Raw genomic sequence first — 13,443 nt, 5'->3', positions numbered from 1 at the left:
TATGAAAAAGCTGCAGCCGTTTTCCATCACTATTCTCCTCTCAATACTGGTTTTTGCCGGATGTGATACCGGTTCTTTCTTTATGACCGGCTCCGGGGAGAGCAGTATTTCTGTGGATACCATACAGCCTGCATCGTTTGTGAAGGCGGGTGGCCGCATTCCCATATCGGTCAACACCGACAGGAGCAGTGAAGAGCCGGATCTTATCCGCCTGAGAATTGAAGACGAGCTGGGAACGGTCATCCACGAGGAGGAATTCTCCCGGGGCACCCCGGATTTTCCTGCGCTCCCCGATCTGGAATTGTCCGGTCTTGAGCTGTCCGAAGGCAGGGTGTACGGTCTCATTCTTGAATTCTTTCTTGAAGGTGAATTTCTCCATGAGGAAGAAAGCTGGTTTTTCTACGGGGGAGACACCACCGAAATTCGTCAGGTTACTGTCAGCCCCCATTCTGCCGCACCAGGTGAAACGGTAAAAGTTCTGGTGGAAATCGGGTCTGCTGCTTCGCTGTCACCCTATCTGCAATTCCGCCTGGACGGAAATGTGGTATATGAGGGCCTGTCTGAAACATCCGGTTCAAGAACATCCAGCATAGAGTTTGAGCTCACCGCACCGGAAGATGGCGGAGTATATGACCTGAGACTTGATCTGTATCCCTGGTTTGACAGCAGAATCAGTGAGGATAGCCGGTCGACCATTCACCAGACTTTGGAAATGCTGGTAATCCAACCGAGTAATAATGAAAGTCCCCAGGGTGTACGCCGGATAACCGAAGAAAACTCACTTCCTTCCGGTTCATCTCCTTTTTTCTATACCAATGCCCGGGTTGCCTCGGGGATACAATTGACTTTTTCTTCCTCCACCCGCGGTGAGGACCCCACTGTGGCCCGGACCGGGGAAGAAACGGACGGCAGCGAAGAAGATTCCTCAGATTCAGAATCGCCGCTCTTCAGCCTGTCTGACGGAAGGCTGGGGCTTGAAGCAATTTCAGAGGGAGAAGATCTTCTATTAAATATTCATTATTTTCCATCATCTACCGATACCGAAACATCACAGGAAAGCTCTCAAACTCTGCAGAATTCCAAAGGGGAATACCTTAAGACCGTTGTTCGAATAGAACGGGCGGTCAGTTCCCGCTCAACCGCATTGAATATCGATATTCTGGAAAGCGACCGTCATCTCACACTGCTGGTCTCTTCGGCTGATAAACTGTTGTACGGTGAATTGCTGTATTTTGAAGATTTTGACATAGAGATATCGGAGCCTGCCGGTGATGTTGAAAACGGCGGTACAATACCCGGTTCTCAGAAAGAGGGGCGCATTGGACCTGGAGCTTCACTGCTCGAATTAACTCCCCTTGCCGAGAGTTCGGACCTTGAGAGTCTCTTTCAGATGATACTCAGGAAAAAGTACGGCAACTTTATATTGTTCGCCGAAGGATTCGAATTTGCATCATCCGTGAATAACGCGATCAGCTACTCCGATCAGGCTTATGTACAGGATGGCTATCTGGTGCTGCCTCCCGCTGCCTGGGTTGAGCTTCCGGGGTTTGCCCTCGATGAATATCTGGTAAATGTATCTGCGGAATTTCATGATGACGACTCCCTCCTGGCAACCGATCTGGAACTGCTGCAGCTCCCGTCTGCCGATGATCGGGAATCCGCATCATCGGTATTCAGCTTGAGCGGGAATGGAGAAATACGGGTTGAAGGGGTTCCCATGATGAACATTCCGGCCCCGAAAAATTCTTTCGATTTTACCCTCTCACAAAAAGATGATCTTCTCTCCCTTGTAATTCCCGGAGTAGAAGAAAACGCGTTGAATATTCCAGTGAATTCCGGTGGAATCTACCGGTTGTATATTAACCGACAAAGTGCGGCACAACTTCAGATCAGACTTGATTCTGTCCAAGCCACCAACACCGCCGATGAGCTGGTGGATCGGGTTTTTGAGGGCTTCTAAACCGGAAGTTTACCAGCGCATTCACTTTTTCAAAAAACTGTAGCTCCATATGTTGAAAACGCGCATCGCCGCCGCTACTATTCCATTTATATGTATATTAATTTCAAACAGGAATCCGCATGAAAAAGTTGATCGCACTGTGTGCCGTCTTTTGCATTTTGGCAATGGGAGTCTACTCTCAAGAAATATCGGAGAAACAGGACCTGTCAATTTTCCGTGTGAATTATTACGGAGCTCCGGTGGAGAGGCAGGGCGATTCGCTGAGTATCAAGGCTCAGATCGGTAAAACATCCCTTGAGCTGGAGTTGAACAGCAGCGGAAATATGGAGACTGACCGGATCTTCCGCAATAGCATCGGGGCCGTGGATGCAGGAATCAGACAGGTTTTCCAGAACCTCGGGCGCTTTAACATTATTACAATGCCCCAGCGGGTGAGCACGGCCAATGTGCAGGATTTTATCTCTGCAATCCAGGATTATCGCCAGCAGGGCGTCGAAATTCCTGAGGCGGTACGTCTTGGGCAGGAAGCCTTTACCGAATCCGATTTGAACCGGATTATCAATTCGTTCATCATGGTTGTCCCCGAGGTCACCTACTATAATATTGATATCGGCGATGTAAGCCTCTATGAGGCAACTATAGTAACATCTTTCAGCATCTTCAATGTTGAAGATTACAGCAGCATTGGGGAATTTTCAGTGGAATCCACCGGGTATTCAGATGACAAGCAGGAAGCTATGCGTCTGGCTGTGGAGGATATTTCCGACCAATTGGAATTTGAAATCCGCTCCATTGAACAGTTCAGGCTTAAATCCGCAATTCTTGAGCGCAGAGCCGGCAGAATCATTCTTGAATTCGGAAGAAATATGGGTATACGGGTGGGTGATGAATATGAGGTTACCAGAATCCGCGACCTTGGCGGCAAAGTTTTTGATGAACGGGTGGGGCTTCTGCGGATCCGGGAGGTGAATCAGGAATTTTCCATTGCTTCGGTGATGTATGAAAAGGAACGGATCGTAGCCGGGGATCAGATCAAGGAGATTCCCAGAATCGGGTTTGATGTGACCGGCTATGTTGCAGGTATTTTTGATTTGGGGAGCCAAAGCATCTCCAGCATATCCTTCGGCGCCCGTGCCGCCCCAAGCCGGGGATTTTATGCCTTCCGTCCGGTGGCGGGGCTGGAGATTGTTCTTTCGGACACCAGCACCGCCGGAGAATTGGTAGGACTTCCCATAAGTCTCAATGTGGGTGCGGAATACAATTTATTCCTTCGCCGCCTCCGTCTTACACCCCACGCGTATTTAGGAATAGTGGGACAGATTCCCTTCGAAGAAGGTGAGGATTTCGCATTGAAAGCGCTAAAGACCGGCCTGGTTTCGGGACTTTCCTATTTGATGCCCAGTGCAGGCGACAATGTGGAACTGTACCTGGAAGGGGGCTATGAACTCCAATTCGGGTTTCAATCCAATCCGATTTCCGGAATCAGTCTTGGAGCGGGAGTCCGGATTCGCTGATATGAAGGCGCAATTACAACCACGTAATAGTTCGAGAGGATGGTTATGAAAAACATATACAGAACGGCAGCCGTGCTACTCACAATGATCATATTGCTGAGCTCATGTGCCGGAACAGGAACAGCGGTGCAGGGGGGGAGCGATGTGTTCCCCGGTCAGGGCCGGGATGAAAGCCTGCTATCGGCAATGAACAAAGCAAAAATGGATGCGGTGCGAAACGCGGTTATTCAAATGATCGGCGGACCCGCTGAACAGGCCCAATCTTCATTGCTGAATGAGGTACTGTATTCCAGCTCCAATCCGAACCGCTTTGTATATCCGGAGAGCATGGAAACCCTGCGAAAGGAGAACATGGGGAGCATAGACGCCATGGATATGCTCTATGAAATCCGCATTAGGGTGCGGATGGACGCGGTACGGAGTGTTTTAGATACCCATGGTATAACTTCCAATCCCGACAGATCGTCAACTGCAGATAATGATTCTGGTGGGGATGAAGTTTCACGCAACAATACTACGGATACGAAAACCGATTCCGATGAGACTGCCGGGAGCGATGCATCTTCTGAAGATGGAGCCTCCGTCGAAGAGCGGCAGTTTGTCCGCCGGTTTTTGGAAGATATGACCTATATGGTGTATTTCAGTGATGAGGGAGATACTGATCCGTTTCTCATGAAAACAGCCGTTACCCAGGCGAATGCGTGGCTGGCAAACAATGGTTACCGGGTTGTGGATTCTGAACAAATAGAGGACCTAAAAGCCGACGCTGAGTTGTTGTATGAAGAGCAGACCGGAGGAAGCATTTCTCTGCTGCAATGGATTGCCCAGAGGCTGGACGCAGACGTCTATGTTGAGATTGATGCATCCCTCACTGCCCGCAGCCAATCCGGATCCCATTACGGAAAGGCAATTATCACCATGAAAATGTATGAGACTTCCACGGGAGCATTGCTAGGTTCAATACCCTATACCAGTCCGGAAACCTACAGTGCTACGGGAACAGAGGATGCGTTATCCAATGCTCTGCAAAGCTCCGTATACCAGGCCATGCCCTATATGGCCGAACAGAGCAGGGTGCGGATGAATGAAGAGATCAGTGACGGTATCCGCTATAACGTGACGTTTATTAACAGTTCGGACTCCCGGCTGATGAGCAGCTTCCGCAGAGAGCTTCGGGGCGAAGTTGAAGATCTTGAAACTTTATCCCAGACCGGGGAAGAAACGAGATATGCGATATATTATTACGGACGCAAAGATGAAGTTGAAGACCTTATATACCGGGTTGCAGACCGCACACCCGGTATGGAATACCTTTCTCTGGTGTTGACCAGAGGCAAATCCATGACGTTTGATACAGGCTTATTGCCTTAGGAGGAAATTAATGAAATCCCGTATCAACCTTTGTATTATCGCCGTGATATTGGCCGCCGTGCTGGTATCCTGTGCAAGCAGGCCTCAGCCCACAGAACAGGCTGAGGAGCTGGAAGAGGTTCGATCACCCTATACGGTTATTGAACACAAGAACACACAGCTGGGAGGCCCCATCCCCGATTGGACCTATACTGCCATTGGAGCTCTGGAGCAGCAGGATCGGTTTGAAGAACGCTACCTGTATCGCTTTGAAAGAATCGGGCAGGATCTCAACGGTATTAAGACCCTTGCCGATAACCTGGATGCCGGCGCAGCCATAGCCCGGGAGATTAATATCAGGGTTCAGCAGAAATTTGCCGGTGCTGAAGTAGGGGATAACGATTTTGTTGAAACCTACTTTGAAAATACCGTGAAGGTACTGGCCGATGCCAGAATCAGCGGGTACCGCAAGTATGACGATTTCTGGATTCTCCGGGTGGATAACGAAACCGATGAGCAAGAATATGTATACTACAGCCTGTTTACCATTGAACAGGATGAAGTTGACCGGCTTATCCAGGAAGCAATTTCCGGACAGTCAGCGGATACGGAAGAAGAGCAGACTGCAAAGGAACGGGTGAGAGAGATTTTCGAGGAAGGCCTTTAATTCCGACCCGATATTTTTTCTGATACAGCCATAGCTTTACGTATTTATTTGTTGTCCGCGGCGGAGGCCCATTCAGCCCCACGCCGCGGGCTATCTTTTTTCGAGGTGCTACATGAATATTTCCAGGTCAATTTCTTTCATCATTCTCAGCGCACTGATGCTCAGTCTCGCCGCCTGCGCCGGGGGCAGTGGCCTTACCAGGGATCTACCCCAGTGGGTTATTTCACCGCCGCAGTCGGACGAGAACAATGAATATTTTGTGGTGAGTGCAGGGAGCGACAGCGGAAATCTTGCGGATGCCGAGGAGGCCGCGGCTCTGAATCTGCTGGGTGAAATCAATCGCGTACTGGGCGTGGATATTTCCATGATCAGCGACGCCCAGGCCCGTGGAACCATGGAAAGCTATGAAGCGGAGGTTGTTCAGTCGGTTCAGCAACAGGCTGAAGGCCGGATAAGCGGGCTCAGAATTGTGGACCGATATGTAATTCAGACCGACAGCGGGGTTACCGTCTACGTATTGGCCTCCTATGATCGGAGCGAACTGGTAAGCGAACGCAGACGCCGTGAGGCTCTTCTTGAGGAGCGCCGGGATGCGGTTGCCGTCCCCGAGCGAAAGGGCGAGCAGGCAGAGTCAGCCGGTCGGCTTTTTGAATCGTTCCGCTATTATGCGGACGCGGCGGTTGCAGCTTCAAGCAGTGAAATTCGCAACAGCGAAGTAAAACTGGAGCGGAACCTCCAGAATGCCCAGAGAGTGCTTGGTAACATGGAACTGAGTCTCCTGGACGGTCCCGACACTCTGATCCTGGGAGAGGCCCAGCAGCGCCCATTCAGAATTCAGGTCCTGGATGACCGCGGGAGAGGCGGAGGCCCAATGCCCTTTGTGGTTTCCTACCGTGAATCGGTGAATAACCGGGGGCGCCAGGTCCGGGAGACGGTGAGCAGTGACGAATCGGGAATTCTCAGTTACCAGATCAGTAATCCCGGAATTATCGGGCGTCAGTTTATCAGTTTCTACCTTGATGCGGATCCGGTATTGGAAAATCTGCGCCAGGCTGGACTGGACGACAGTCCCCAGTTCACTGCGATGGAAGATATTGCGGCGGATATTCGGGTACGCTTTGAATATGAAGTGGTCTCCCGGGCTTCGGAGATACCCACCGCGGTATTTATTCAGGAATTTGATATTGCGGGGAACGATATAGCCAGCAGTTCGGTGCATGACGGGTTCATTCAGGAGCTCAGCAGCGCCGGCTTCAGCGTAAGCGATTTACGGTCCATGGACGAAGACTTCGCAGAGGCCCTTGAACTGGGCGGTTCACGGGACGAGTTCCTTTCCCGGGTAAGAAACAGCGTTGATCCGGATGTACAACGGGTGATTTTCGGGAGCGCCCGGATTGTTGAGGTGGATGAACGGGACGGGTTTATCGTCCGGGTTCAGGGAAGTGTGACCGCTGTGGATCTGAGCAATAACCGCATTATTGCCACTCTTGAGTCCACGAAAAACAGCCGGGGTGCCAGCAGCTCCCGGGCCATATCAAGCGCATTTGCCAATCTGGGCAGCGACCTTGCCGCCAGAATGCTCAATAGTCTACGCTGAACATGGGAATGATTCACCCACAGCGCGGAAACTGAACGGTAATGAGAAGAACGGGAGTTGGGTGAACAAGAGTTGGGTGAACGGGGAACTACTTCAACTTTTTCCGTAACTGTTCAAGCTCATCGTCCAGTTCCGCATCTTTCAGCTCTGCATCCATTCTGCGGGATTCGGAGTCCATGCGTGATTCCGGATTATTGGGGTCCCCGGGGCTGAAACCTGCGGCGCTTTCAAGGCCGGCCACCAGGGCGTCGGTTTCCGCCCGGTTCAGACCCCGCTCATCGTCTATCTGTGCATCTTTAAGCCGGTGTTTCGCATCCTTAATTTCCCGATCCATTGCATAAAAGGAGTTTTCCAGTCCGGGTAAGCGTGCCTCCAGTTCAGCCAGCTTTTCCTCCGCTGCGGAGATCAGGTCAGGGCGCTCATGCTGTTTTGCCAGGGCGAGACGATCTCTCCACGTTTGTATTTCATTCTTCATGCCATTCAGCTGTTTTTCCCGGCGGTTTTTCTCTTTCAAAAGATCCAGCATATACTGCTTTTCAATTTCTAATTGACCCATACCCCATTGTAATCCGTGGTGAATCACATGCACAAGATCAGAACGGAGAAGATAGGGCTGGATACGGCTGACATATCAGCCCAGCCTTGCTATCTTACATGACATGAATATACACGGGATCATGCAGGACGACCGGATTGCCGCCTTGGCAACCCCTTTGGGAGAAAGTGCCCTTGCGGTAATACGAACAAGCGGTGACGGAACCCTCCAGGCTCTGAGCAGAGGGTTCTCCCGTCCGGATGCACTGCTTGAGGCCGACGGCCATTCTATTGTTTACGGCTGGCTTCAGTACGATTTCTCCCGGAGGGTGGATGAGGTAACTGTTGGCGTATTTCGGGCACCCAGGAGTTACACCGGGGAGGAGAGTGCGGAAATTTACTGTCACGGTAGTATTCCCGGCATCCAGAAAATCATGGAACTTCTATTTACTTTAGGATTCCGTCAGGCTGAACCGGGAGAGTTTAGTCTCAGGGCATTTATACACGGGAAAATGGACCTTACCCGGGCGGAGGCGGTTCACGAAATCGTCACATCCCAGAGCCGAAAGGCCCAGAGTCTTGCCCTTAACCGTCTTTCGGGAAGAGTGTTTGAGGAGATAGACCGGGTGAAGAGCCAGCTGGTTGATATTATGGCTGCAGTCAGTGTGCAACTGGATTATCCGGATGATGAACTGCCGGAGGAGGATGACGACAGCGGGTATGTTCATTCGCTCATTCCCCGGGATACGCTAGGGGATGCTGCAAAAGGACTCAGGCGTCTGGTAAGCAGCTACCGCAGCGGCAGACTGTACCAGGAGGGGGCCAAAGTCGCATTGGCGGGACAAACCAATGCGGGTAAATCCAGCATGTTTAACCTATTTTTGAAAGAGGACCGCTCCATTGTGTCCCATATTCACGGAACCACCAGGGATTACATTCAGGCACCGGTAGTGTTGGACGGTATTCCTCTTTCCCTCTACGATACCGCCGGTCTCCGGGATGTGGATGAAATTATTGAAAAAGAAGGTATCCGCAGAAGCGGTCAGGTGATTGAAAATTCCAGCCTCATCCTGTATCTTGTTGACGGTTCTAATTCCGACAAATCCGCTCAAGCTTATGATGATGAGCAGTTGGAGAGAATCGGTGAACTGAAACTTCCCTGTGTGAAAATCTGGACAAAAACCGATCTTCCCCAATGCGCCCCTGCGCCGGAGGGATTTTATCCCCTCTCAATGATCAGTTCAGAAGGGTTTGAGCAGGTGCAGCAGGCCATATTGGATTCGTTGCTGCAGGGTGAGCGGCTTGCCGGTGACGGCGATCTGGTAATCGATTCTCTGCGGCAGAAGCAGCTGATAGAGGAATCCCTTGAGGGGCTTGAGCTGGCCATGAACAGCATGGAAGCTGACCAGCCCCTGGATATTATTGCCATGGATCTCCAGAGGTCCATACAGGCCCTTGGGCAAATTACCGGAGAGGTGAGTTCGGAGGACATCCTGGACAGGGTTTTCTCCGGCTTTTGTGTGGGAAAATAAGCTATCTCTGTGGCTTGGTTATTCCTTAAAGTCAGGATCATTACAAATGATACTCCTGACAGAGTTTCATTGAAGAGGTAATACATGGATTTTGATGTAATAGTAGTAGGCGGAGGTCATGCAGGAATTGAAGCCAGTCTGGTGCCCGCTCGCCTGGGGTTTCAGACCCTCATGATCACCCAGAATCTTGACACCATAGGTAAACTGTCCTGCAATCCAGCGGTGGGCGGCCTTGCCAAGGGAAATATGGTCCGGGAGATCGATGCCCTTGGGGGAGAAATGGGGCGTCTTATCGATAAAACCATGATCCAGTACCGGGTGCTTAACCGCCGGAAAGGTCCGTCCGTTCAAGCCCCCCGGGCCCAGGCGGACAAGATACGTTACCAGGTGGAAGCCAAGAAAACCCTCGAGATGCAGGACAATCTGGATATTTTCATGGATACGGTTGTGGATCTCATATACGAGGGTGACAATCCGGAGATTCGCGGGGTGGTGACCGAGCGGGGACGGCGGTTTACAGCCAAAAAAGTGGTGCTCACAACCGGAACATTTCTGAATGGGAAAATCTATATTGGTGAATTCAATATGGAGTCGGGACGTATCGGGGAGCCCAATGCCCGGGGTCTGGAAAACCCCCTGAAGGATCTGGGTTTCCGGATGGGGCGGATGAAAACCGGAACTCCGGCCAGGGTGCACAAAGACAGTCTGGATTTGGATAAGATGGACGTTCAGTTCGGAGACGATGAAATGCTCTCCTTCTCCTTTTCAGGGGATGATGTGGGACGCCCCAATGAACCCTGCTACATCACGTTTACCAGCGATGAAACTCACCGTATTATCAATGAGAACATGCACCGTTCCCCCCTCTTTTCCGGTGCCATTGAAGGAATCGGTCCCCGCTACTGTCCCTCCATTGAAGACAAGGTGGTGAAATTCCCCCAGCGAAACAGGCATCAGATCTTTGTGGAACCTGAAGGCATGGAAACCAAGGAGATGTATCTCAATGGTATTTCATCATCTCTTCCTGAGGATGTTCAGGAGAAGTTTATCCACAGCATCCCTGGCCTGGAAAATGCAGTGATTATGAGGCCGGGGTATGCGGTTGAATATGATTATATCGATCCCAGTCAATTATTTCCCACCCTGGAGGCCAAGCTTTGCACCGGTCTCTATATTGCCGGTCAAACCAACGGCACCAGCGGGTATGAAGAGGCGGCGGCCCAGGGGCTGATTGCGGGTATCAATGCCTCGCTGAGCATCCAGGGACGGGAGCAGCTGATTTTATCCCGGGCAGAGGCATATATCGGAGTGCTTATAGATGACCTGGTGACTCTGGGGACCAAGGAACCGTATCGGATGTTCACCTCCCGGGCAGAGCACCGCATCAGCCTCAGACATGATTCATCCGATATGCGGCTGTATAAAATCGGTTGGGATATCGGTCTTCATGAGCGCTCACGCTGGGAGAGTTTTCTGGAAAAACAGAAGGGGTTGGAAGAGATTAAACAGCTGTTGGCTGGAAGACGACTCTCCGAGAAGGAGCTGGATACGGCAATGGAGGTTCTGGGTGACAATCGCCAGCATGTGAACAGACTGCCGGGAAAAACATTCATGCAGATGCTGAAGAACCCTTCCACTTCCATAGAAGATCTGGTGAAAATCGATCCCAAACTACTGGAAAACAGGCCGGTGGACTGGATCCGTCAAGTGGAAATAGATATTAAGTATGAGGGGTACGTGGCACGACAGGAAGAACAGATTCTTCGGTTCAACAAGATGGAACAACTGAAGATCCCCGGGGATTTCGATTACGGCGGAGTTATGGGCCTGTCCAATGAGGCCCGGGAGAAATTCCGGGAAGTGAAACCCCTCTCCATCGGGCAGGCCGGCAGAATCAGCGGGGTGAGAAACTCCGATATTGCAATACTCATGGTTGCGGTGGCCCGGAGGCCGGGACAAAGCTCGGAACAAAAAGCTCTGAGCCAGGACCTGCTGAACAGCAGCAAGATCGACTCATGAAAGATGATAACCGTCAGCTCCTCAGGCGAGGGCTTCAGGCGTGCCGGCTTACTTACCCGGAAGGCAGGACTTCCGATCCCGACTCACCGGAATTTTTGGGGTTCAGCGAAGATCTGATCCGCTACATCGATGAAATTCTTCTCTGGAATCCCCGTCTCGGATTGATTGAGGGAGATGAACGGGAAATTGTATCCCGACACGTTCTTGATTCTGCGGCGGGACTGCACATTCTTGCATATAGCCTAGAATATATTTTTACGCATCAGAAAGCGGGTATAACCGGTACTGTGAATCTGGCAGATCTGGGCAGCGGATCAGGCTTACCCGGCCTGATTATTGCCCTATGGGCCAAGCACTTTCTTCATTCCGGAAATGCTTCTGCTCAACTCTCTGTTCATCTTGTGGAAAAGCAGCAGCGCAGATGCGGCTTCCTCAAAAATGCGGTGGCGCTTTTGGGGCTGAAAGACAGTGTGCGCATACATCAGATCAACAGTGCTGAGCTTGCACCCGGTTTCCAGATCATAACCTCCCGGGCGTACTCTCCGCTAGATTCCGCGGAGTTGAAGTTTCAGCGCTCATTACTGTCTGAAGATGGGGTGATTCTTGCATACAAGGGAAGGCGGGAAAGTCTGGAGAAGGATCTGGGGTCCCAGCTGTCCGCTGCACTGCATGATCTAACAGGATTATCCACCGGCAATGATGATTTGCGGGCAAGACTTCAACAGCTGCTTTCACGGAGGGGGGATCTTGGTGTAAGCCACTTGCAGGTTCCGGAGCTGGACGGTGAACGGCATATGCTGATTGCCCGGGCAGTTTAAGTTCTTACATCCGTGTCTTGCGGGAAAGGCGCTGCATGGATTTTAACAGACCTGGTTTATTCACCAGGTCGATAAACCGGGCTTCCACAAAACTCTGTGCGGTTTCCGAGAAACTTCCTGCACAAATACAGAATCCCCGACCGGCTTTGGTTTCTTTAATCCGGGAATGAAGGTCCCTCAGGACAAATTCTCCCACCACGCCGGTGGTTCGGACAAATCGGAAGAGAACGATATCCGCCCATGTACTTGTTTCCACTTCAGCCAGAATATCCGCGTACTCACCCTTACGTACCTGAATATCCGTGATTTTAGTATTCGCATTTTTGAAGTACATGGCCGAAAGTCTTCGGCAGAGGGCGACGAAATCCGCATCGTTGGCCATGAGATATGTCTGGAGATGTTCGTTCTGTGAAAGTTCACTGCTGCGCTTAATCTGAGCGGCCACATCCTTGTAATCTGGGTTCGCCTTGTAAATATCCTGTAGATGAGCCAGGGCATCACCCACCAGTTGCTGCTTCATGAGCGCTGCTGCCAGACGGTATTTCAGCTCCATTCGAAGTTCAGGCTTGATTTTTTCATGCCTCAGACCGATTTCAAAATCCATTTGAGCCTTTTCAAGCTGTTCCTGTTTCAGGTGGATGCTTCCGGCCATGATCGCCGCATGGGGGCCGAAAACCGGGTCGGGGCGCAATTGCTCGAATATTTTCACCGATTTCTCGCTCTGACCCAGCTCGTAATAGCCTTGTGCGAGAAAATACAGCGATTCCTTCTCATCAGGCCTTTCGGTAACCACAGTTCTCAGCTTTGAGACCGAATCGTTGAGCCGTTTCAGGCGGAACAGGGAGAGCCCCAGATATTTATTGCTGTCCAGGTGTTCCGGGTTGGTTTTAACCGCATTATTCAGGTAGCCCGCGGACTTCTCATAGTTTTTCCGTTTATATTCAATGACACCCAGATGGTAGTTGATTTCAAAGAGTTCTGAATCGAAGGTTCTTGCCAACAGTAGTCCCTTGTAGGCTTCTTCAGTCATTCCCAGATGATACGCCGACAAGGCATAGCGCAGGTTTACCGTTTTCTCATCTATATCCGGATGACTGCTTGCCATCTCAATCAGCATTGCATAGGACCGGTGAGCCTTCTCCCATTGCTGATCGTTAAAATAAATATCCGCGATGGTGGAGAGCGCTTCATGGTCTTTGGGGTTAGACGCCAGGCGCTTGTTGGCTTCGCGTATTTGTTGGTCCCGATTCTTGGACTTCTTCTTTTTGGCGGGTTTTTCTTCCCTGTCACCACCGGTGCGGGTAAAAATCACCACGGCAACAAGACTGAGAAGAAGCACGGCAATTCCGGCAATGAGCAGGGGAAACAGGTTCATGTGTTCATTATTCTGTAGAGAAGCAATACTTGTCAAGAAAAGGCAACAAACATACAATATGTACTGTCTACCAGGGG

The 13,443-nt window shown here is 51.0% G+C and carries 10 protein-coding genes; 8 read left to right on the top strand and 2 right to left on the bottom strand.

Going from position 1 to position 13,443, the window contains the following annotated elements:
* The first annotated feature begins 1 nt into the window (after window position 1).
* The 5 genes from AC52PS_RS11665 to AC52PS_RS11645 all read left to right on the top strand — a co-directional run bounded on the left by AC52PS_RS11665 (window position 2) and on the right by AC52PS_RS11645 (window position 7,088).
* Window positions 2-1,960 carry a hypothetical protein gene (locus AC52PS_RS11665; RefSeq protein WP_495563244.1) on the top strand — a complete coding sequence of 653 codons (1,959 nt, stop codon included), beginning with the start codon at window positions 2-4 and terminating at the stop codon, window positions 1,958-1,960.
* Window positions 1,961-2,079: 119 nt separating this feature from the next.
* Window positions 2,080-3,474: a hypothetical protein gene (locus tag AC52PS_RS11660; protein WP_495563243.1), complete on the top strand. Its 1,395-nt coding sequence runs from the start codon at window positions 2,080-2,082 to the stop codon at window positions 3,472-3,474.
* Window positions 3,475-3,519: 45 nt separating this feature from the next.
* Window positions 3,520-4,845 (top strand): hypothetical protein, encoded by a 1,326-nt coding sequence (locus tag AC52PS_RS11655; RefSeq protein ID WP_495563242.1) that lies wholly within the window; start codon window positions 3,520-3,522, stop codon window positions 4,843-4,845.
* 10 nt (window positions 4,846-4,855) lie between these two features.
* A complete protein-coding gene (locus tag AC52PS_RS11650) occupies window positions 4,856-5,491 on the top strand; it encodes a hypothetical protein (RefSeq protein WP_495563241.1) in 636 nt (211 codons plus the stop codon).
* Window positions 5,492-5,603: 112 nt separating this feature from the next.
* The gene (locus AC52PS_RS11645; protein ID WP_495563240.1) at window positions 5,604-7,088 is read left to right on the top strand and encodes a hypothetical protein; all 1,485 of its coding nucleotides are present in this window, start codon (window positions 5,604-5,606) and stop codon (window positions 7,086-7,088) included.
* Window positions 7,089-7,176: 88 nt separating this feature from the next.
* On the opposite strand, the gene AC52PS_RS11640 is transcribed toward AC52PS_RS11645, so the two are convergent.
* Window positions 7,177-7,644 (bottom strand): hypothetical protein, encoded by a 468-nt coding sequence (locus tag AC52PS_RS11640; protein WP_495563239.1) that lies wholly within the window; start codon window positions 7,642-7,644, stop codon window positions 7,177-7,179.
* A gap of 103 nt (window positions 7,645-7,747) precedes the next feature.
* Between AC52PS_RS11640 and mnmE the strand changes: the two genes are divergently transcribed.
* The 3 genes from mnmE to AC52PS_RS11625 all read left to right on the top strand — a co-directional run bounded on the left by mnmE (window position 7,748) and on the right by AC52PS_RS11625 (window position 11,991).
* Entirely contained in the window at window positions 7,748-9,154 is a 1,407-nt protein-coding gene (mnmE, locus tag AC52PS_RS11635) for a tRNA uridine-5-carboxymethylaminomethyl(34) synthesis GTPase MnmE (protein WP_495563238.1), read from the top strand.
* An 84-nt stretch (window positions 9,155-9,238) separates the two neighbouring features.
* Window positions 9,239-11,173 carry a tRNA uridine-5-carboxymethylaminomethyl(34) synthesis enzyme MnmG gene (mnmG, locus tag AC52PS_RS11630; protein ID WP_495563237.1) on the top strand — a complete coding sequence of 645 codons (1,935 nt, stop codon included), beginning with the start codon at window positions 9,239-9,241 and terminating at the stop codon, window positions 11,171-11,173.
* Window positions 11,170-11,991 carry a 16S rRNA (guanine(527)-N(7))-methyltransferase RsmG gene (locus AC52PS_RS11625; RefSeq protein WP_495563236.1) on the top strand — a complete coding sequence of 274 codons (822 nt, stop codon included), beginning with the start codon at window positions 11,170-11,172 and terminating at the stop codon, window positions 11,989-11,991. The genes mnmG and AC52PS_RS11625 overlap by 4 nt, the downstream gene beginning before the upstream one ends.
* Window positions 11,992-11,995: 4 nt before the next feature.
* Here the strand turns inward: AC52PS_RS11625 and AC52PS_RS11620 are convergent, their stop codons facing one another.
* The gene (locus AC52PS_RS11620) at window positions 11,996-13,366 is read right to left on the bottom strand and encodes a tetratricopeptide repeat protein (RefSeq protein ID WP_495563235.1); all 1,371 of its coding nucleotides are present in this window, start codon (window positions 13,364-13,366) and stop codon (window positions 11,996-11,998) included.
* Window positions 13,367-13,443: the final 77 nt, after the last annotated feature.

Source organism: Salinispira sp., from assembly GCF_059431795.1.
This window is presented reverse-complemented; position numbering and strand designations above follow the sequence as displayed.